Below are 20,593 nucleotides of genomic sequence, written 5' to 3'. Positions count from 1 at the left end.
TCAAATAATTTCATTGAAAACGACGAGGAAAAAATCTGACGCAGCTTGTTGAATATAATCAGCATCCTGAAAACGTGATAACAGCATGCTACCTTCTAGCGCATTGAAATATAAGCGGGCGGCTTGCTCTGCGGGAATCCTCGTCTCAAATTCTCCTTGCTCAATGCCATCTGAAACTTGCAGAGCTACCCAATGTTCGTTGAGATTGACGAATGTCTGTAATGCATGTTGAAGGTGGTCTGTGAGTGAGTAAAAATCAGAGGCGTACATCCCACATAAACAGAGCTTATTCGAACGGCGGACGGAAATAAATATATCGGCAAGAGCGATCAGTTTTTCTTTTGCGCTACATTCTCGAATCGCGATTTCTTCCAGACTTGCTTGATATCGGGCTAAATAGCGTTCAAAAACAACAACAGCTAAATCTTGTTTGGTTTTATAGTGATAGTGAATACTTGCTGTTTTGATACCCAGCTCATCTTGTAGGTCACGAAAACTAAACCCATTGAATCCACGCTCTTGGATCAATTGCTCAGCTAAGTCTGCGATTTTTGCGGCAGTTGGATTGATATCTTTCATAGAAATGCTTCTCATACCTGATTTGCCGTGAATGTAGCATGGAGATTGGAAACGGAGCAATCAATTCTACCTATTGGGAGATATATCTCAAACAGGGCAGAACCCCTGTTTGAGATTTGGGATGCTCCTTATACAAGCTTTACATTGAGTTGTATCTCAGTGCCTGCAAACAATCTTGAAATTGGGCACTTCTCTTTTGCGATATTTGCTTGTTCCATCAAGACGCTTTGCGTTAAACCTTCCGCGCTGACTTCGCTACTTAGTTCGATCAAAGTAATTTTTGGACCGTCTTCATCTCCCAAATGCACTTTCGCTTGTGTTTTGATCGTTGGGACCAAATCCAATTCGCTGAGTAGAGCGGAAAGAAACATGGAATAGCAGCCTGCATGAGCAGCACCGACGAGTTCTTCCGGGTTTGTACCTGGACCTGTTTCAAAGCGTGAAGCGAAAGTAAATGGTCCTTCGACATCGCCATATTGCATGTTGCCTTTTCCTTTTGCCAAAGTCCCTTCCCAGATTGCGTTTGCTTGTTGAATTGCCATGATTATTTCCTCGTGTTGAGAGTTTCAATTTAATATAAAAGTAAAAGAATAGCCGTTAGTTTCTGCCAGCCATGACGCCGCCATCGACATCAATAATGCTACCTGTGATCCAACTGGACTTTTCGAACAATAAAAACTCAATTGTGTTTGCGATATCGTCCGGTGAACCAATTCGCCCGATTGGATGAAAGTCGTTAAATCCTGCTAATGCATCATTGATTTCGTTTTCAGCAATAAATGACTTGTAGATGGTGGAACGTACGACCGCAGGTGCAACAGCGTTGACGCGGATCCCATGTTCTGCCAATTCCATTGCTAGGTTTTTTGTCAACGCATGAAGCCCTGCTTTTTGCATGGAATATGCTGAAGATGGTGTTGCTTTGACTGCTTGGTGCGCCCACATTGAGCCGATATTGACGATCGAACCACCACCATGCTTTTTCATATTCTTCGCTACTGCCTGCGTGATAAAGAAAAACGACTTATTGATATCCAGTTGAAGATCATAGTCTGCTTCTTCGTGCTCTAAAAAACTCACTGGCTTAAAGTAACCCGCTGCATTGACCAGATAACGTAGATGGCGTGATTCATTATTCAGTTTTTGAATCAGTGAATCGACGGCGCCTTTGTTTTAAAGATCAACTGCATAGGGCTCAACTTGTCCACCTGTTTGTTGTTCTAAATCTTGTTTTGCCGTAGTGAGCTTTTCAGGATTACTTGATAGCAGTAATACAGGTGTTCCTTCGGTGAGTAAGCGCTTCGCCGCTTCTTTACCCATGCCTGATGAACCACCAACGATAATGGCAAGTGTATTTGATTTTGACATTTCTTTTCTCCAACAGCTATCTACTAGTAGATAGCTGTTCCAGGTAAAAATAAAGCAGTGTGTGCGAAGTTGCACCAACACCGCTGCCTTGGGATCTAATATAATGAGATTGAATAAAAGGATCAATCGATTTATCTATCTATTGGTAGGTAAATTTATTATCCATATGATTTTTAATGAAATTTAATTTTATGTGATGTGATTATTCGAAATGAATCGCCTTAAAATGGCGCTGAAAACTGAGTTTTAATACAAAATAACAGGCTTGAAAAACAAAAGGGTCATGCGCATAGAAAACGTCTGTTTCATTTGAAAAATGTCTGTTTTCAACTAGGTTTACTTGAGGAAAAATGAATCGTTGGGATAGGTTAATGCGCTAATTTACACCTGTCTTTTATGCCTTTCTAAGAAAATAAGATCTGAAACCCTATGAAAAGAGCACCGCTTAGCGTCACCTTACCGATTAGTGTGTCTTTGATAGCAGTACCTTTTTTTATATCTGCACAAACTGAAGAAGATTTAAGTGATTATTCTTTGGAAGAGCTGATGAATACGCCTGTTTCAACTGCATCACTTCGGAACCAATCAGCATTTGAAGCGCCTTCAAAGGTCAGTGTGATCCAGCAACAAATGATTCAAGATCGGAATTACCGTTATCTCTCTGATGTACTCAAAGATCTTCCTGCTGTGCGACTCTCATTGTATGCTGCCTCTCCTGATTCAGGATCATCAGAGATGATTGTGCGAGGGATACGTGGCAATAATAAAGTGGTGTTGATGTGGAATGGACAGCGGCTCAATCATCCAGATTCACAGCCATTGCATATTACGCCGTATTTGTATCCTTTAGCAGATGTCGATCAAATTGAAATTATTTATGGGTCATCCTCAGCACTCTATGGCAGTGATACGGTGAGTATGACCATCAATATGATTTCATCCGCAGAAAAAGCGCTTGGTGATACAACTTGGCAAGTTGCGGCAGACTATGGGCGGTACTCAGAAAAAAAAGCGATGATGAGATATATGGGCTCATTTGGTCAGATTGATACATCGTTTTTGTTTGATATTTATGATACGGATGGTGTTGATTTTTCTGGCTTTGAACAATTCTACAGCCGTTATCCGGATGGGCCAGGTGTTGATGCCGGATTTACCTTTTTTCCAAAAGGAGAAAGAGATCCATTCTATAACCCAAGTGAGCGCAGTATCACCGCGAAACTTCGTTTTGAGCTAGATAAACTTGCAATCCAAACTTACTATCAACGATTACAGACCCAAACGCAGTTGGGTTGGTCACCATTGACATATGAGGCGAATGGTAAGTCTGGGCATTACATTTTTAATCAATTTGGTTTTTTCCTGACCCATCAGTTTGAGGTGGGCGAGGGTGTGATGCTGGAGTCCTCCATCGATCATACACGAAATAAACTCGATCCTGACTCCCATTGGAACCGCCCAAATGCTGGACCATTTCGTATATACAGTGACTCATTAGAACCTCGTGGCAAAGGAACCAGAACGTTTAAGCTGAATTATGGAAACCGAACCAAAATTGATGAACGTCTCTTTTGGAAGGCAATGGAAAATAAACTACATATGATTGTTGGCTTATCACTGACAACAACAGATATGATGCCAAAAACTGCAAACTTGGATGACCCACTTTCTTACGATGATTCTTTTTCAAATCAGGTGAAGGATACACAGAAATTCCACAACCTCACAGAAACGAATATGGGCGTTTTTGTACAAGGTCAATATGATTTTTCCCAACAACTGAAACTAACCGTTGGTGGACGATATGATAATCACAGTCGCTACGGCTCGACTTTTAATCCTCGTGTGGTGCTGAATTACTATGACGAAAAAACTGGCTGGTTCGCAAAAGGAATCGCAGGCACTAGCTTCTTAGCCCCTGCTGCATTTTTTACTTTCGATACCTTCTTGGTCCCAAGAGATTCTCAACAGGTACCAAACACTGATTTAAAGCCAGAAGAAACCAAAAACTTTGAGCTGAATGTTGGGAGAAGCTTTGACAATATAGTGCTAGAAGGAACAATCTTTCGGACTCGAATTGATAATCTGATCATGCAACGTCAAGTCAAAACAATTGAACAACTCACGGATGCGCAAGGCCCATATACTTTTACGACACTCCACACGGTCAACTCGGGTGAGACAGAGATTGATGGTGTATCGCTTGAAGCGAAAGGTAAGTTTGGAGCGAACTTATCGCCCTATGCTTCCTACACTTATATTCGTGGTGAAACAAAAGATACGACCAACAATGGGCAACCTTATGACTTGATCCATAGTCCAGATCATCAATTCAAGCTTGGATTAGACAGCAAATGGCTGGATGACAAACTCACGTTATATACCGAAGCACACTACACCGGAAAAGCGAAATATCATCCAGATAATTTCCGTCTTCCGGCATCTGACAATCAAGGACGTCAATTTGAAATGGCATCATTTTGGGTTGTTGGACTTGGTGGGAAATATGCGATCAATGAGACATTTAACGTCAAATTGGACGTCACAAACCTATTCGACAAATCCTACGACCAACCAATCGTCGGACAAGAGACATCAAGTTGGACAAGGATTGCGGCGACGCCGGGTGTGCCAAGACAATATTCGATCGGTGTATCTGCAAGATTTTAAAGTATTCTCACTCGGAAGCTGCGTATATGCTTCGGATCAGGTAGGATAGCGATTTTTGAAGTCTGGGGAATACCATGAAAATCTGGGTGGATGCGGATGCTTGTCCTGTTGTGATCAAAGAAATCTTATTTCGTGCTGCGGAGAGAACACAAACGCCATTAACGTTGGTGGCAAATCACGCACTGCGCACACCGCCTTCCAAATATATTCGTTCAATTCAGGTGATGCCCGGCTTTGATGTTGCCGATCATGAAATCGTAAAGCGCATGGAAGCGGGCGACTTGGTGATCACAGGCGATATTCCACTGGCGTCAGAAGTCATCGATAACGATGGGGAAGCTCTCAATCCACGTGGTGAACGTTATACCAAAGAGAACATCAAACAAAGGCTGAATATGCGTGACTTTATGGATACGCTTCGTTCAAGCGGAGTTGAAACTGGTGGGCCTTCAGCACTCAGCCAAAGAGAGCGCAAAGCTTTCTCGGATGAGTTAGATAAGTTATTGAGTCAAAAAAAATAACGCCTGTTCAAATTGATTGAAGTTCAAGTGCATTTGCCCCACTTGATACCAAAAAGCATGATTGGATTGGGTCATATATGGGGATTTTTGATAAACCAACACAGGCAAAACTTGGCCAATATATTTTTGTACCTGAAAAAGTGTAATTACGACATGGATGATACATTGCCGAAGAATGACGACTGACATGCATTCCCAGTTGAAATGAGAATTTAAAAGTGGGCAATAAAATGCCCACGATTTTCATATCAATGAATGATCAATAACGAAAACGATCAGGCACTGGCGTCGTATACTGTGGTAATCTGCGGCTAAAGCACTGGATGCCTGTATTATCTAATCCACAGACTGTATCATTATTCATTACAACTTTGCTTGGATTATCGAATGTGTAAGGGAGTGGACGGAAGTTCTCTCCACCAACCCACCATGCTAAATAACCACGATCATCTAAAGAATAAATTGAACGGGTTTTACTCGATAAAATGGTATTTGGTTTTAATACTGGGCTTGATAATTTGCTTGGTACATTCCCCCAACATTGTAGACCTTCGTCACCAGAAGCACAGGCGTATTTATTGGTGACAGCCAAATGTGTCGGGTTAGTCACCGTTGGTACATCGACAGCAATGGATGGTTTAGAGTCGTATTTTTTTGAGCCCCAGCAACTAATTCCGCCATCATGTTTGATACACGCAGTATAGCGACCGACATGAATTGGACCTGGATTCACAAGTGCGTTGTAGTCTGGGATCGGTACCACACCATACTTGCTCCACTGGCCATTATGATTCCAGCACTTGATACCTTCATCATCTACAGCACATGCGTCTGACCCACTGATTCCAACATAAACTTCTTTTGGATTCACGAAATTGACTTCACTTGTACGATACCACTTTGAACCGATAGTTCTTCTTAAACCGTGATATATGTGATCCCAGCAGTCAACTTTCCCATCATAAACAGCACAAGCCGCATTTCTTGTGACATCAATATGGGTCATATTTTTTAGTGGTTCAGGGGTTGGTTCGAAAAAATCGTTTCTACTTTCAATCGCCCAGCATAATGTGCCAACCAAGTCTGTAGCACACGCATACCCTTCAAACATAATGATATCCAGAATTTCGCTCTTTTTCTGGAACGAGAATGCAGCGGTTTTGATTTCGCTGGTCGTTTGATTGTAGGTATTTAAATGATAGGTGAAGTCACCCGCTGGGAAGCTCTCGGGAATATTGAGTTGTTGCCCTGATTTCTCGTAGCTTTGTCCAGCATCTAAAGAGATAACGGTTGGTGGTAGTGGCATGTAAACCTTTCCATCTGGAAAAGTAAAATAGCTATAAGTTTCCAACTCGATAGTATCAGCGCCTGTGTTTTGAATCGACTGATTATAATCGAGCAACCCCCCTGTTCTTTGGAGCACAGGTTTTTCGTCAGAAGCGGTGAGTTGAATATCAACTGAAGCGAAACTTGAAAATGGCATTGAAAGTAATGAGATAAAGCTCCAAGCGCGTTTATTGAACAACATAAGCTCTCCTTTGTTTGAAAGACCAATAAACAGTGCACAAATAGGAAACACATCAATAATGATGGGTGCACGGCGCGGGATTATAACTTTAGTTTAATGTTTGTAAATCAAAATGTTGCATTTATTTTTGTTTAACCGAATATCGATCCTGATATGTGTGTTTTATCATCTTAACTATCTGATTTAGGTCCATACTCTCTAATTGAGTATGAGCGATTCAAAGCGATTATCTTTGCTTTGATTTCCTTCTTCGTGACCAGAGTATTGCCGTCAATAATATGGTGAATAATAGGTGAAAACGACCATGTCCACTGACCGCTGTCTGGATTTTACCACCATCAGAGTCAGTACTATCACCAGTGGGTGGCTCTGGTTCGCCGATGCCTACACCATCATCCGAAGGGGCACTGCTATTGTCGACAAAATCAGCTTTACCATCATTATCTGAGTCTTGCAGTGTAAATGGCTCTCCTGCGGGTGTTGCATCTGGGTCGACTTGGTCAGTCAGACCATTTTGATTTTGGTCGATAGAGTTATCAATGACCCCATCATCATTATTATCAGAGAGAGTTGTTGCGTTATTCGTCTCTTCGAAATCTGTGAAACCATCGTTGTCACTATCTACATCCAGAAAATCTGGCGTGCCATCAGCATCGGTGTCGACTGGCTCACTGGTTGTAGAAATCGAGTCGTTTAAACCATCTCCATTGGTGTCTGTAAAATTATCAATAACTCCATTACTATCTAAGTCATTGTCATTCGTACTATTTGACTCGATACTATCTGGTATTCCATCTCCATCACTATCTAAATCAATTTGGTTTGGCAGACCATCATTATCTGTATCTGCGGAGCCTTCTAAGGTATCCGTAATACCATCATTGTCATCATCCAAATCAATAACATCAATGACGGAATCCTGATCCGTATCTGTTGTCGCATCGAGAACTGAGACACCAAAGGCTTGCGGTAAGGGATCGATCGCATCTGGTACACCATCTTCATCAGTATCATTTAACGTCGCGTCAACTTTACCGTCTGAGTCGGTATCAAATGGCTGTGCCTGCGGGTTACCCTCGATATCAAATGTGCCATCATCATTACTATCTAAATCGAGATAATCTGGCTGAGCGTCATTATCCCCATCTGGCGGTGTTGTAACACTAACGTTTGAATCAATAGTCCCATTGTTATCTGCATCAGGCAGGCCCGCTTCCACGACGTCCATTTGAGAGTCGTTATCACTATCTAAGTCGAATTGATTTGGGCGGCCGTCTAAGTCTTGGTCATTCAGACTTGCCGTATCTGCAATACCATCCAGATTTGCATCATTCCCATTTCCATCGAGGGCATTGATAATCCCATCATTGTCATCATCAGCAAGGTCGAGTGTACTGAGGTTGAGCTCAATCGTATCGGAGAGACCATCATTATCACTATCTATATCGAGGTAATTTGGGATCCCATCACGATCAAAGTCATTCGGTATGAACGCGTCATCAATACCATTGGAATCAGCATCTGCCCCATTGGTATTCGACACATCAAAGCTGTCATCTAAACCATCATTGTCGGCGTCATTTCCCGAAAGGCGGCTTTCCAATGCATCGGGTACGCTGTCGTTATCGCTGTCTCGGTCGAGATGATTAGCGATCCCATCACCATCGGTGTCGAGTGGTTCCAGAGCATCATCAATCCCATTGTTGTTTGTATCGTTCCCGCTTGTTTGATCAATATCAATGGCGTCATCAATCCCATCATTATCTGCGTCATTACCGGATAAATTAGGGAGGTTTGAGGCCTCAATCGCATCAACCAACCCATCATTGTCTGAGTCAATATCTATCTGATCACTGAGGCCGTCGTTGTCCGAGTCGCCATTGCCTTCAAGGATATCTGGGATACCATCATTATCTGAATCTGAGTCCAAATAATTGGGCGTTCCATCACCATCGGTGTCGATGGGTTCAAGACTATCATCGATATTGTTACCATTCGCATCAACCCCCCCTGTATTATCGACATCAATCGCATTGTCAATGCCATCGTTATCCGTATCACTCCCAGAGAGGGTAATGCCAATTTCGTTGGTATCCGATATGCCATCATTGTCAGAGTCTGTGTCTTGGAAGTTCGGGATGCCATCACCGTCGATATCTCCAGCACCTTCGCTCGCGTCAGGGATCCCGTCTCCATCGCTCTCGATATCAAACTGATTTGCGGCTCCATCGGCATCTTGATCAGACAGACTGGCATTATCGGCAATACCATCTTTGTTGGTATCATTCCCATCTCCATCAAGTGCATTGATGATGCCATCCAGATCATCATCATCCAAACTTGAACCAGTGAGATTTAGCTCGACTTGATCACTAAGCCCATCATTGTCACTGTCTGTATCCAGGTAGTTAGGTTGCCCATCATTATCAAAGTCATCTGGAGTAAACGCATCGTCAACCCCATCACCATCGGCATCAACACCATTCGTATTCGTTACATCAAAACTATCATCCAGCCCATCATTGTCCGTATCAGTACCAGAAAGCCTGCTCTCCAGTGCATCTGGGACCTTGTCATTATCGCTGTCTCGATCTAGATAGTTTGCAGTACCGTCATTATCTGTATCGAGTGGCTCAAACGCGTCATCAATCCCATTATTATTGGTATCATTACCAGCGGTTTGATTGATATCAATGGCATCATCAATGCCATCATTATCTGTATCAATACCTGATAAAGTGGGGACAGTTGCGGCCTCGATTGCATCGACGAGTCGATCATTATCCGAATCGATATCAATATAATTGGCTAAGCCATCTCCATCAGGATCACCTGTTCCTTCGATATGATCCGGGATACCATCATTATCAGAGTCGGTGTCCAAAAAGTTGGGTGTACCGTCACCATCACTATCTAAAGGCTCACGACTATCGTCGATATTATTCCCATTGGCATCAATCCCGCCTGTTGCATCAACATCAATCCCATCATCGATTCCGTCAGCATCGGCATCGGTCCCGAGTAAGATTGACCCGAATTCATTTTTATCTGGAATGCCATCATTATCGGAATCGGTATCGAGTGTATTTGCCAAACCGTCACCATCGGTATCCCCATTGCCTTCAAGAAAATCAGGGATGCCATCGTTATCTGAATCCAAGACGATTTGGAAAGGGATATTCACTTGCCCAGTATTTCCTTCTGGGCTGGTAACGTTTGCAGTATAGGAATAAGTACCTGAAGCAATATTTGCGGTTGGTGAACAGCTCCAGGTATTACTCGGTGCTGCTGCAACAGCCGTTGCGGTGCAAACAGTAGTGCCATTCCCATCTTTGATAATGATGACTGTCCCAGCTGCGAGCCCAGTTGTACCAGAGAAGGCCGGTGTCTGATCATTCGTCACCCCAATTTGATTCGCTGTTAAGCTTGGTACTGAGGTGACAATTGCGGGTGTTTGCGTTACTGTTGGGGCGTTATTCCCTACAGCGTCGGACACATTTGCTGTAATCGTCAATGTACCATCACTAAAGCTGGACAAATCAAGAGCATTTGCTGTCCAGGTTCCACTGGAGACTGCTGCTGTTGTCGACACTGTATTGCCTGCGCTATCTGTCAAACTTAAGCTAACAAATTGCCCATCTTCGGCATCCGTTGTGCCACTTAGTGCTACACTGTTCAACTCTTGGCTGTTGTAATTATTGTCACCACCACTGCCATTATTAGTAATGCTTACATTGGGCAGGGCCGCATCTTTCACGAAGGTTTTATTTGTGGTTCCTGTATTGTTGAAACTATCTGTTTGAGAAGCAGAAGCTTGAATGGCTGTATTCCCATCAGCCAGGGGTGAGACATCAAAGGTTGCTGTCCAGTTTCCGCTGTTACAAGCGACTGTTTTTGTTCCACCGGGCGTAAGCCCGGTGATCGTGACTGTCACGTTTCCTTCAGATGTTTCGCAACTTCCTGTGATTGGATAACTTGTTTGGTTATTTGAGGTCGCAATCGTTGTGCTTTGAATACTCATAGTGGGGGCTTGCAAGTCATAGGTCAGCTCATCAGTCGTCGTATCTGTGGATTGATTCTGCGCTGCATCCTTCGATACGACTACAATATTGTGTTGCTGAACACTTCCTATATGGGTGAGAGAAAAAGTACCAGAAACAGGTGTTGTACTGGTGTCGATACTCCAGTTTCCTGATTGTGGTGTGACAACGCGATAGGTTGCACCTGCAACAGTGACATCAAGTGTGGTGAATGCTTCTGCTGTTCCTGTGATTGTTGGTTTTTGATTTCCGCCCGACGTTACTGCATTGACAGTTGGTATGGTAGGAGGTGTTGTATCCACAGCATTTGAACTGGGTGAGGTAAAAAAAGTCTGACTATCTGCATTGCCATCAAAGGTATAGTTCCTTCCAAGAAATATGGCTCCATTTTGATAAATAACTTCAACAGAAGATGTGGGTTGAAATGCAATATAAATGGCGACATTCGTATCATTGCCTGATGCGGAGTCAAAGTCAGATGTAAATTTAATTTCTGTGTCACCAGAACCGTTAACTTGCTCTACGGCTGAAATATTCGTAGCAGGGCTGCTTTCCAATATGTAGTCCGCGACATGATTTTTGAGTACACGTACAGATTCAATTGAATCAGTATTCGTCCCATCAATATCCCCAATCAAGGCAGCAGGGATCACCGTAATCGGATCCGTAGATGCGGGGTTATTTATATCATGCTTGTAGAAATTGAAATGAAGTTTCACGACTTGACCCACGGCCTCTAAACGGACGATGGCATCATCGCTTCCCGTAAAAAAGCCAAGACTGTTTGAATTGGGGTGGGTGTTTTCGATGACCTCGATTTCAACATCAAAATCAACTCCATCTAATGTGCCTACTTTCTGCCATCTGGCCTTTGTACCGATTGAACCAACGTTCGTGCCATCCCCAGCTGTGGTTGTAATCACACCTTGAAATGAGAGTTCAGTTCTGGAAAATGCGGGGGTTGCGCAGAATCCGAGGCACAACAAAAGTATGAAGCTGAGTTTCGTTTTGCATAATTCGCTGAGGATTTTCATAAAATACCATACGGATCATGTGATGAAAGAAAGCGTTGTCATCATTCTTATGTATGAATGAGTATGGATGGATTTATGAAATATACAAAAGAGGGCGTGAGCGAAAGCTTGTCGTTCAACGCTTTCGCTCACGCAGCTTGGTTCACTTATCGTGGCTGACAGATCAGGATATGAATTTTCTTTTCAATTACTTCATCGAAAATGCTTTTTGTCCATTCCTGATGCAGCTCGGCATCCAATATTTGGAGTCCAGCTGATTGAAGGAGTGCTTCAACACTTGGTCGGTCATAGAGTGTAAATCCATAGGATGTAAATGGGAGGCGTTGCATAAATTCGCGATCGCCAAATGCAAGACAAAATCGACCATTGGGTTTGAGTACGCGTCGAATTTCTGCGAGTTGTGCAGCGGGATTTTCCCAGAAATATAGCGTGTGAACCGTCATCACTTTATCAAAGGCGTTTGTGTCAAAAGGAAGAATACTCGCATTTCCTTGTAGAAACGCCACTTGGCTTTCTGTCATCAATTGTGCATTGTGCTTGCTGGCAGCAGCGACCATGTCAGCAGACCAATCGACGCCAATATAAGAAATATTGCGCGCCTTTTTTAAAAGATCTTGAACAAAAACACCATTCCCAGGCCCAATTTCAAGGAAATGATCGTGATCTTCCATGCGAAGTTTATCAAAGCATCGCTGGTTTGTAAGACCATTCGAAAGATTCATTTCTTCAGCTACGTCAAGTGCATCGGTTCCGGATGGACACCGGAGTTGGTCAGCAAGTACTTCATATTCCATATCATTTCCTTTTTTATCCGATAGACATGTCTAGAGCACAATATCAGAGATGAGGAGCGGTTTAAAAAGCGACTAAAAAGGAAGGATTTGAGAATGAATACAAATGGAGCCGTAGGTTTACGGCTCCGAGGTATTGTGTTTTATTTGGTGGTCTGATTAAAGCTACCGACCTCTTCACCAGCCGCCTGCTTATCTGCATGGTAACTGGAGCGAACGAAAGGACCGCATGCAGCTTGATCAAAACCAAGCTTATCTGCGACTTCTTTAATGCCGTTAAACTCGTCCGGCGAAACATATCTTCTCACCGGTAAGTGGTGTTTACTGGGTTGCAGATATTGGCCAACAGTTAACATATCGACGTTATGTTCGCGAAGGTCGCGCATGACTTCCAATATTTCTTCGGTTTCTTCACCAAGACCAACCATAAGCCCTGACTTTGTTGGGACATCCGGGTGCATTTCTTTGAAGCGACGAAGAAGTTCTAGAGACCACTTATAATCCGCACCGGGCCTAGCTAAACGATAGAGGCGAGGGGCGGTTTCTAGGTTGTGGTTGAATACATCTGGCTTCACATCCTTGAAGACTTCAAGTGCGCGATCCATTCGACCACGAAAGTCTGGGACGAGGACCTCAATCTTAATGTTTGGGCTGTATTTCCGAATTGCGGTAATACAATCCGCAAAATGCTGTGCACCACCATCACGGAGATCATCACGGTCTACGGAGGTGATCACCACATATTTGAGTCCCATATCGCGAATAGTGAGACCAAGCTTTTCTGGCTCTTCTGCTGATGGAGGCAGTGGTCGGCCATGGGCAACATCACAGAATGGACAACGGCGAGTACAAATATCCCCAAGGATCATAAACGTCGCAGTACCATGGTTGAAACATTCCGGAAGATTCGGGCAGGACGCTTCTTCACAAACGGAATGCAAACCGTGTTTACGCATTGCACCTTTGATGGCGTCAATTTTATCGCTACTACGAGGTAGTTTTATTTTTAGCCAATCTGGTTTGCGAAGGACTTCATCTGGTTCAGTCGGGAGGACTTTTACCGGGATAAGTGCCATCTTGTCAGCATCTCTGTATTTGACACCAGGCTCAATTCTTACTGGCTTAGTCATTGTTCTCTGTAAACCCTGTTTTATAAATAATATCAGTTGCGTCTAAGCGCTCGGCAATCTGTGTTCCTAGTGCTGTTGCAACATCGTCAAAACCAGCTTGTTGGGACAGCTGGCTGAGTTGAACCATCTCCAGTCCGGCGTAACCACATGGGTTGATCCGTAAAAAAGGCTCAAGATCCATATCAATATTCAGGGCAAGACCATGAAAGGAACACCCTTTACGAACACGCAGCCCCAGCGATGCGATTTTTTTATCATCGACATAGACACCTGGCGCATCCGGTTTTGGATAACTGTTAATTTGAAACTGTGCTAATGTTGCGACAATCGATTCTTCAATGAGCGTAACAAGCTGTCTAACGCCTAATTGGCGACGTCGTAGATTAATGAGCAAATAGATCACCAGTTGCCCTGGACCATGATAGGTGACTTGTCCACCACGGTCGACCTTGACAACAGGAATATCACCCGGTGCAAGCAAATGTTCTGCTTTACCGCCTTGACCTTGGGTAAACACAGGTTCGTGCTGAAGAATCCATAGCTCATCTTTTGTTGCATCATCACGGTTATCCGTGAACGACTGCATTGCTTGCCAAATTGGCTGGTAAGGCTGTCTGCCAAGTTGTCGGAGGATCAGCTGTTCATGTCCAGACATGTTATAGTTCCAAGCTTTGGCACTTCAGTTACAGAACGTAGCGGACAAGATCAATATTGCCAAGTTCGGTGTAAAGTGTCTCGATATGTTCTTTGCTTTTGACGGTGACAGAAACCGTAATGGAAAGGTAAGTTCCTTTTGAACTTGGCTTGGTCGTCGGACTGTATTCACCCGGCGCATGTTTTTGGAGGACACCCATGACGATTTCAGGGAGTTTCTCGTCAGCAACCCCCATGATTTTAAAAGTGAATGGGCAAGGGAATTCCAAGTATTCGTCGAACTTCGTATTTTTGACTTGCTTTACCATGTAGATGCAGCTCCAAATCACAGCATAAATAAAAACTGCGCTATGTTATCACAACAATAGCGCAACCTCTATGGAAGAAACAGGAGGAAAAGCGCACGAAAAACCGCGCGCTTAGATGGGGTTGTTATATATCCAGCTGGAGGCGAATATAATCAAACATTTGGCTAAACCAACCCCCTTCAGCAACATCACTTAATACAACGAGCGGATACGTTGCAACATCTTCACCTTTGAGTTGTAGGTGGAGTGTGCCAACAACATCACCTTTTGCCAGTGGTGCTTTCAGCTTTTTATCTAGCTTAAAGTTTGCTTTGAGATTTTTGCGTTGACCCCGTGGAATGGTGATTGGTGTATCTGTCAAAATACCTAAATCGACCTGTTCTTTGTCGCCCATCCAAACACGTTGAGAAGCAAAGACTTCCCCTTGCTTGTATGGGGTGACTGTTTCATAAAAGCGGAATCCATAGTTGAGGAGCTTTTTGCTTTCGACTTTTCGTTCAACTTTACTTTTCGTTCCCATGACAACAGCAATAAGTCGCATCTCTCCTTTTGTACCCGAAGAAACAAGACTAAACCCTGCTTTGCTCGTGTGGCCAGTCTTTAGCCCATCTACATTCAGGCTTTTATCCCAAAGCAAAGAGTTGCGGTTGTATTGTTTGATGTTGTTATAAGTAAAAGCTTTTTCTTTATAAATTGCGTATTCATCCGGCGTATCATTGATGAGTGCTTTTGCTAACGTCGCCATATCTCTTGGCGTTGTCATATGTTCCTTAGCATCAAGGCCGTGGCTATTTTCAAAAAATGAGGAGGCCATACCTAAGCGTTGTGCATGGGCATTCATCAAATCTGCAAATGCTTCTTCACTGCCAGCAATATGTTCAGCCATTGCGACACAGGCATCATTACCACTTTGGATGATAATCCCTCTGTTTAAGTCAGAAACAGCGACTTCTGTACCAACTTCAATAAACATCTTGGAAGAGTCAGGAAAGTTTTTTGCCCAAGCATTTTTACTAATTTTGACTTTATCGTCGGTTTTCATATTGCCAGCTGCGATTTCACGACCAATGATGTAACTCGTCATCATTTTCGTCAGACTGGCAGGGGCGAGTTTCTTGTCAGCATTCTCTTCGGAAAGCACCTTGCCAGTTGTGTAATCAATTAAAATATGTCCCTTTGCTTTGATTGCAGGTGGTGCAGGGAGAATATCCGTCGCTTGGACAGAGGTGATGGTGAAGCTCAGTAGCGTCCCAAAAAATAACGTTTTCATTTTTTTCATGGATAATAGTTCAAGTCTGATTGGCTGTTGTCATTTTTCATATGCGAGAAAGGGAATTATCTGCCAGCAATTATATGCTGTAAAGCGGAAAAGCGCTTTCGTAACCTTTCTCTGTAAGTTTTTGCTTAATGAGCAAAGCACGGTCACGATTTGTCATTGGACCCAGACGCAGTTTAAAAATTCCGTCTTTATTTTCGATCAGATATTTTAAATTGAGCGATGTGGAGAGTTGGCGACCAATATTCTCAAGTTTTTGTTTATTAGAACTGGCGATGACCTGTACAAACCAGTTGCCCTTTGGAGCCGTTGCTTTGTTTTTTGGTTTTGCGTTGGCTTGTTGCTGTGCTTTACGCTGCTTGTCGAGTTCTTCTTTCGTGACAAGTTCAATATGCACTTTTGCGGTGCCTGTATGATAGACGCCCAGTTTATAAGCGGCAGCATAAGATAAATCAATGATCCGTTTTCCATGAAATGGCCCCCGGTCATTCACACGGACAATCGCTGACTTTTGGTTTGATAGATTTGTGACTCGTACATAACTCGGTAAGGGGAGGGTCTTATGAGCCGCAGTCATTGCGTACATGTTGTAGACTTCCCCATTCGATGTTTTATGCCCATGGAATTTACGGCCATACCAAGAAGCAACGCCCGATTGCTCGAACTTGGTTGGTGCAATTAATGGGGTGTAACGTTGCCCAAACACCTGATACGGTTTATTACCAATGCGACTTGGCGCTTCAACCTTAGGGTTGGGGTCTTTGGACTCCAACGTTGAAGGTGGACGAAGTGGTGCACTGTCATGTTTGTGTTGATAACGGCTTGTTGACTCACAAGCACTGAGTAACGTGATCATTGATGAGATCACTAAGGTACGACAAACTTCCATGGGTTACCTGTTATATATTTTCTTATTCGTTGCAATTGCGTTGAGGATACCAAACCCAGCCATCAAGGTGACCATAGATGTGCCACCATAGCTCACTAAAGGCAATGGAACGCCAACAACGGGAAGCAGGCCAGAGACCATCCCGATATTGACAAAAAAGTAAACAAAGAACGTGAGCGTTAAGCTTCCTGCAAGCAGCTTGGTAAATGGATGCTGTGATCTTGCAGCAATCAATAGCCCTCTACCGATAATAAACATGTAAATCGCGAGTAATAACCCAATACCAATGAGGCCAAACTCTTCACTGAAGACGGAAAAAATAAAGTCGGTATGTCGTTCTGGCAGAAACTCGAGTTGTGACTGAGTTCCCATGAGCCAGCCTTTGCCTTCAAGGCCACCTGAGCCAATCGCGATTTTGGATTGAATAATATGATACCCAGAACCAAGGGGATCACTTTCTGGGTTGAGGAATGTCAGTACGCGTTGCTTTTGATAATCACGCAGTAGATAAAACCAGAGAATCGCGCCAAGGGGAATACTTAAGCATCCAAAAAATCCAATCAGTCGCCAAGACATGCCCGCTAGAAAAAGTACAAATATTCCTGAACTGGCAATCAACAATGAAGTGCCAAAGTCAGGTTGCTTAAAGATTAATAGTGTTGGGACTAAGGTGATCGCAAAGCCTGCCGCAATATGGATAAGTCGAGGCGGCATTGGTTGGCGGCTGATATACCAGGCGACAGTCATCGGCAGGACCATTTTGAGTATTTCTGAGGGCTGAAATTTAATAAAGCCAATGTCCAGCCACCGTTGTGCACCTTTACCAACATGCCCAACAACAAGTACAGCCACAAGTAGCATAATACTGATTAAATACACTGGAACGGATAGCCGCCGATAGACAAGTGGCGGTATTTGAGCCACAGCAAAGCACACAAATAGTGCAACGCCAAGGCGAACTGCCTGACGATTCATGAGGCCCATATCCTGGCCACTGGCACTGTAGACAACGACGAGGCTAATACTCATCAGACTAAGGAGTGCAAGCATCAAAGGCCAATCAATGTGGAAAGTGGAAAGCCAGTCAGCTGGCGTTTTTTTCTTATCGGGATAGTGCATGGCGCACTCCTACGGAAGAACCAAAGTAATAATCCATGACCTGCCTTGCGATTGGGGCAGCCTGAGAGCCACCTCCGCCCGCATTTTCAAGAGCGATGACCACAACAATTCGAGGGTCATCGTATGGTGCAAAGCCGACATACATCGCATTATCCCGCTTACGTTCGTCGATTTTTTCCGCATCATATTTTTCATCTTGTCCAATTGTGACAACCTGCGCGGTTCCTGTCTTACCTGCTGAGTCGTACACAGCACCTTTAAAAGCTTTATGCGCAGACCCTGTTTGTTTGGAAACAGTTGTATGCATCGCACTTAATATAATGTCCCAATGTCGATTCTTTTTCAGTTGAATCGGGGGTTTTTCCTCAATCACATAAGGTTGTTTTTGCTCACCAACCTGAAAGTTTCTGAGTAAGTGCGGCGGGTAGTAAACACCTCGGTTGACCAATGCCGTGATTGCTGTCGCCAATTGAATTGGTGTTGTTGTCCAATAGCTTTGTCCAATGCCGACAGACGTTGTTTCCCCTGGATACCAGGGTTTGCCAAAGCGTGCTCGTTTCCAGCCTTTTGATGGCATGATACCACTGTTTTCTTCTTTGATATCAATGCCTGTTTTTTCACCAAAGCCAAACCCGGTCATAAACTCACTGATCCGATCAATTCCCAATCGATAGGCGAGATCATAAAAGTAGGTATCACAGGACTCTTCGATAGAACGATAAATATCGACCTTACCGTGTCCCCAGGGCTTCCAGTCTCTGTATTTATGTGTTGAACCGGGGATTTGGTAAAAACCAGGATCAAAGATGGTTGTTTTTTCTGTCACGAGACCGGATTCCAACCCCAGTAGTCCCATGAGAGGTTTAATTGTAGATGCGGGTGGGTAGCGCCCCTGAGTCGCTCGATTAATGAGTGGACGATCAATTGATTGTAGCTTTTTATAATCCCTTGAAGAGATCCCGTGAACAAAGAGATTTGGATCATAACTTGGGTTACTGTAAAGAGCGAGAATACCCCCATCTTTTGGATCCATGACAACAACAGCGCCACGGAGTCCTTTCAAAGCTTTTTGAGCAATTTGTTGCAGCTCAACATCCAGCGTCAGGTAAATATCTTTTCCAGGAACCGGTGGGGTTGTTGATAACCGACGAACGACACGTCCCCGGTTATTGACCTCGACCTCTTCTGCACCCACTTTGCCATGCAGGACTTTTTCGTAATACCGCTCAACCCCGTTTTTCCCGATATCGCGTGTTGCTTTATATTGTTCCTCTAGCCCCTCTTCGGTGAGTTTCATCAAATCTCGTTTATTAATTTTTCCGACATATCCCAATGCGTGGGTAAGGACACCTTTGTAGGGGTAATAACGTTTTAAACGGGCTTCGATACTGACACCGGGAAAGCGATGCTGGTTGACAGAAAAAGTTGCAAGTGCGGTCTCATCCAGATTCGTTTTGAGTGGGATACTTTTAAAGCGACGCTGTCGTTTCATTTCTTTAAAGAATGATGCTTTATCTTCATCACTAAACCCTATCAGAGTCTGGAGTTCATCAACGGTGTCTTCAATATTTTTCACCTTTTCTGGAATGACTTCCAAATTGAAGATGGGCTTATTCGTTGCAAGGAGTCGACCATGGCGGTCGTAGATCAATCCTCGATTTGGTGCAATCGGTTGGAGTTTGATCCGATTGAGATTGGATTTTGTCTGATAGAGCTCATGTTGTTCAACCTGCAAATGATAGAGGTTGATGAACAAGATGAGCACAGCTATCGTCACAATAATAAAAGAGAAAAATGCGCGACGGGCAAATAAATTCGCTTCAGCAGAATGATCCCGTATCGCGACTCGCTTTCGCGACATAAATTTTATTATTCCCTATGATAAGGATGATTTTGATTCACACTCCAAGCACGATAGAGACTTTCTGCGAGCAAAACGCGAACCATAGGATGCGGGAGCGTTAATGGTGACAGGGACCATTTTTGCTCAGATGCTTGAATACACTCAGGCGCCAAACCTTCTGGTCCACCAACAAGCAAACTGACATCCCGACCATCCAATTGCCAACGCGCCATTTGGCTGGCGAGATCTTCAGTGGCCCAAGGTTTGCCCAGAACTTCCAACGTGACAATTCGAGATTTTCCCGCAGCGGTAAGCATCAGTTCGCCTTCTTTTTGCAAAATGCGCGGAATATCTGCATTCTTGCCACGTTTTCCTGCTGGGATTTCAATCAGTTCCAGCGACATATCTTTTGGAAAGCGCCGTGCATATTCACTATAGCCTTGCTCAACCCATTTTGGCATTTTTGTGCCGACAGCAATGAGCTTTAGCTTCATCCTAGCCCCAAAGCTTTTCGAGTTGATAGAACTCGCGGGAGTCTTCCTGCATGACATGAAGGATCACATCACCCAAGTCAACAAGAACCCATTCACCTGCATCCTGGCCTTCAATACCCAGTGGTGCTTCGCCTGCTTTTTTTGCCTCTAACGCAACATTTTCAGCGATCGACTTTACGTGACGGCTGGAGCTACCAGAGCAAACTACCATAAATTCCGTCACACTACTTTTACCTCTGACATCCAATTTTTGGATATCTCTGGCTTTCATATCATCAGCTTTGTCAACAACAAACGCGAGAAGTTCCTGGCTATCCAAGTTTTTCACCTTCTGTCTAAATCAGTCATC

The 20,593-nt window shown here is 43.8% G+C and carries 16 protein-coding genes and 1 pseudogene; 2 read left to right on the top strand and 15 right to left on the bottom strand.

Going from position 1 to position 20,593, the window contains the following annotated elements:
- The 3 genes and pseudogenes from C505_RS0102270 to C505_RS21180 form a co-directional block, all read right to left on the bottom strand.
- Entirely contained in the window at positions 1–579 is a 579-nt protein-coding gene (locus tag C505_RS0102270) for a TetR/AcrR family transcriptional regulator (RefSeq protein ID WP_018690976.1), read from the bottom strand.
- A gap of 128 nt (positions 580–707) precedes the next feature.
- Entirely contained in the window at positions 708–1,121 is a 414-nt protein-coding gene (locus C505_RS0102265; RefSeq protein ID WP_018690975.1) for an OsmC family peroxiredoxin, read from the bottom strand.
- Between the two features lie 55 nt (positions 1,122–1,176).
- A pseudogene (locus C505_RS21180) lies at positions 1,177–1,947 on the bottom strand (SDR family NAD(P)-dependent oxidoreductase).
- Positions 1,948–2,376: 429 nt separating this feature from the next.
- Here C505_RS21180 and C505_RS0102255 point away from each other — a divergent pair.
- Both C505_RS0102255 and C505_RS0102250 read left to right on the top strand, forming a co-directional pair.
- Positions 2,377–4,617 carry a TonB-dependent receptor plug domain-containing protein gene (locus tag C505_RS0102255; protein ID WP_018690972.1) on the top strand — a complete coding sequence of 747 codons (2,241 nt, stop codon included), beginning with the start codon at positions 2,377–2,379 and terminating at the stop codon, positions 4,615–4,617.
- A gap of 74 nt (positions 4,618–4,691) precedes the next feature.
- Positions 4,692–5,138, top strand: a complete 447-nt coding sequence (locus tag C505_RS0102250; RefSeq protein WP_018690971.1) for a YaiI/YqxD family protein — start codon at positions 4,692–4,694, stop codon at positions 5,136–5,138.
- A 259-nt stretch (positions 5,139–5,397) separates the two neighbouring features.
- Here C505_RS0102250 and C505_RS0102240 read toward each other — a convergent pair whose 3' ends face one another.
- The 12 genes from C505_RS0102240 to rsfS form a co-directional block, all read right to left on the bottom strand.
- A complete protein-coding gene (locus tag C505_RS0102240; RefSeq protein WP_018690969.1) occupies positions 5,398–6,666 on the bottom strand; it encodes an RCC1 domain-containing protein in 1,269 nt (422 codons plus the stop codon).
- A gap of 226 nt (positions 6,667–6,892) precedes the next feature.
- The gene (locus C505_RS0102235) at positions 6,893–11,740 is read right to left on the bottom strand and encodes a beta strand repeat-containing protein (RefSeq protein WP_018690968.1); all 4,848 of its coding nucleotides are present in this window, start codon (positions 11,738–11,740) and stop codon (positions 6,893–6,895) included.
- Between the two features lie 146 nt (positions 11,741–11,886).
- Entirely contained in the window at positions 11,887–12,534 is a 648-nt protein-coding gene (locus C505_RS0102230) for a class I SAM-dependent methyltransferase (RefSeq protein WP_018690967.1), read from the bottom strand.
- A 140-nt stretch (positions 12,535–12,674) separates the two neighbouring features.
- Positions 12,675–13,661: a lipoyl synthase gene (gene lipA / locus C505_RS0102225; RefSeq protein WP_018690966.1), complete on the bottom strand. Its 987-nt coding sequence runs from the start codon at positions 13,659–13,661 to the stop codon at positions 12,675–12,677.
- Positions 13,654–14,316: a lipoyl(octanoyl) transferase LipB gene (lipB, locus tag C505_RS0102220; RefSeq protein WP_018690965.1), complete on the bottom strand. Its 663-nt coding sequence runs from the start codon at positions 14,314–14,316 to the stop codon at positions 13,654–13,656. Before lipB ends, lipA begins: the two co-directional genes overlap by 8 nt.
- A 28-nt stretch (positions 14,317–14,344) precedes the next feature.
- On the bottom strand, positions 14,345–14,623 hold the full coding sequence (gene ybeD, locus C505_RS0102215) for a DUF493 family protein YbeD (RefSeq protein WP_018690964.1): 279 nt from the start codon (positions 14,621–14,623) through the stop codon (positions 14,345–14,347).
- 124 nt (positions 14,624–14,747) lie between these two features.
- Positions 14,748–15,893, bottom strand: a complete 1,146-nt coding sequence (locus C505_RS0102210) for a serine hydrolase (RefSeq protein ID WP_245556321.1) — start codon at positions 15,891–15,893, stop codon at positions 14,748–14,750.
- A 79-nt stretch (positions 15,894–15,972) separates the two neighbouring features.
- Positions 15,973–16,788, bottom strand: coding sequence for a septal ring lytic transglycosylase RlpA family protein (locus tag C505_RS0102205; protein ID WP_018690962.1), 816 nt, complete (start codon positions 16,786–16,788; stop codon positions 15,973–15,975).
- A gap of 3 nt (positions 16,789–16,791) precedes the next feature.
- Positions 16,792–17,907, bottom strand: a complete 1,116-nt coding sequence (gene rodA, locus C505_RS0102200) for a rod shape-determining protein RodA (protein ID WP_018690961.1) — start codon at positions 17,905–17,907, stop codon at positions 16,792–16,794.
- Positions 17,891–19,768 (bottom strand): penicillin-binding protein 2, encoded by a 1,878-nt coding sequence (gene mrdA / locus C505_RS0102195; RefSeq protein WP_018690960.1) that lies wholly within the window; start codon positions 19,766–19,768, stop codon positions 17,891–17,893. The genes rodA and mrdA overlap by 17 nt, the downstream gene beginning before the upstream one ends.
- Positions 19,769–19,776: 8 nt before the next feature.
- The gene (gene rlmH / locus C505_RS0102190) at positions 19,777–20,244 is read right to left on the bottom strand and encodes a 23S rRNA (pseudouridine(1915)-N(3))-methyltransferase RlmH (protein ID WP_018690959.1); all 468 of its coding nucleotides are present in this window, start codon (positions 20,242–20,244) and stop codon (positions 19,777–19,779) included.
- Position 20,245: 1 nt separating this feature from the next.
- Positions 20,246–20,563, bottom strand: a complete 318-nt coding sequence (gene rsfS, locus C505_RS0102185) for a ribosome silencing factor (RefSeq protein ID WP_018690958.1) — start codon at positions 20,561–20,563, stop codon at positions 20,246–20,248.
- Positions 20,564–20,593 lie beyond the last annotated feature (30 nt).

Origin of the sequence: Algicola sagamiensis DSM 14643 (assembly GCF_000374485.1) — a bacterium.
Lineage (GTDB): Bacteria > Pseudomonadota > Gammaproteobacteria > Enterobacterales > Alteromonadaceae > Algicola > Algicola sagamiensis.
The sequence above is the reverse complement of the archived record's forward strand: the minus strand, read 5'-3'. Positions and strand labels throughout refer to the sequence as shown.

Excerpts from the sequence above, each read along its gene's own strand:
- C505_RS0102270 (WP_018690976.1), bottom strand. The coding sequence starts at position 579 with ATGAAAGATATCAATCCAACTGCCGCAAAAATCGCAGACTTAGCTGAG.
- C505_RS0102265 (WP_018690975.1), bottom strand. The coding sequence starts at position 1,121 with ATGGCAATTCAACAAGCAAACGCAATCTGGGAAGGGACTTTGGCAAAA.
- C505_RS0102255 (WP_018690972.1), top strand. The coding sequence starts at position 2,377 with ATGAAAAGAGCACCGCTTAGCGTCACCTTACCGATTAGTGTGTCTTTG.
- C505_RS0102250 (WP_018690971.1), top strand. The coding sequence starts at position 4,692 with ATGAAAATCTGGGTGGATGCGGATGCTTGTCCTGTTGTGATCAAAGAA.
- C505_RS0102240 (WP_018690969.1), bottom strand. The coding sequence starts at position 6,666 with ATGTTGTTCAATAAACGCGCTTGGAGCTTTATCTCATTACTTTCAATG.
- C505_RS0102235 (WP_018690968.1), bottom strand. The coding sequence starts at position 11,740 with ATGAAAATCCTCAGCGAATTATGCAAAACGAAACTCAGCTTCATACTT.
- C505_RS0102230 (WP_018690967.1), bottom strand. The coding sequence starts at position 12,534 with ATGGAATATGAAGTACTTGCTGACCAACTCCGGTGTCCATCCGGAACC.
- lipA (WP_018690966.1), bottom strand. The coding sequence starts at position 13,661 with ATGACTAAGCCAGTAAGAATTGAGCCTGGTGTCAAATACAGAGATGCT.
- lipB (WP_018690965.1), bottom strand. The coding sequence starts at position 14,316 with ATGTCTGGACATGAACAGCTGATCCTCCGACAACTTGGCAGACAGCCT.
- ybeD (WP_018690964.1), bottom strand. The coding sequence starts at position 14,623 with ATGGTAAAGCAAGTCAAAAATACGAAGTTCGACGAATACTTGGAATTC.
- C505_RS0102210 (WP_245556321.1), bottom strand. The coding sequence starts at position 15,893 with ATGAAAACGTTATTTTTTGGGACGCTACTGAGCTTCACCATCACCTCT.
- C505_RS0102205 (WP_018690962.1), bottom strand. The coding sequence starts at position 16,788 with ATGGAAGTTTGTCGTACCTTAGTGATCTCATCAATGATCACGTTACTC.
- rodA (WP_018690961.1), bottom strand. The coding sequence starts at position 17,907 with ATGCACTATCCCGATAAGAAAAAAACGCCAGCTGACTGGCTTTCCACT.
- mrdA (WP_018690960.1), bottom strand. The coding sequence starts at position 19,768 with ATGTCGCGAAAGCGAGTCGCGATACGGGATCATTCTGCTGAAGCGAAT.
- rlmH (WP_018690959.1), bottom strand. The coding sequence starts at position 20,244 with ATGAAGCTAAAGCTCATTGCTGTCGGCACAAAAATGCCAAAATGGGTT.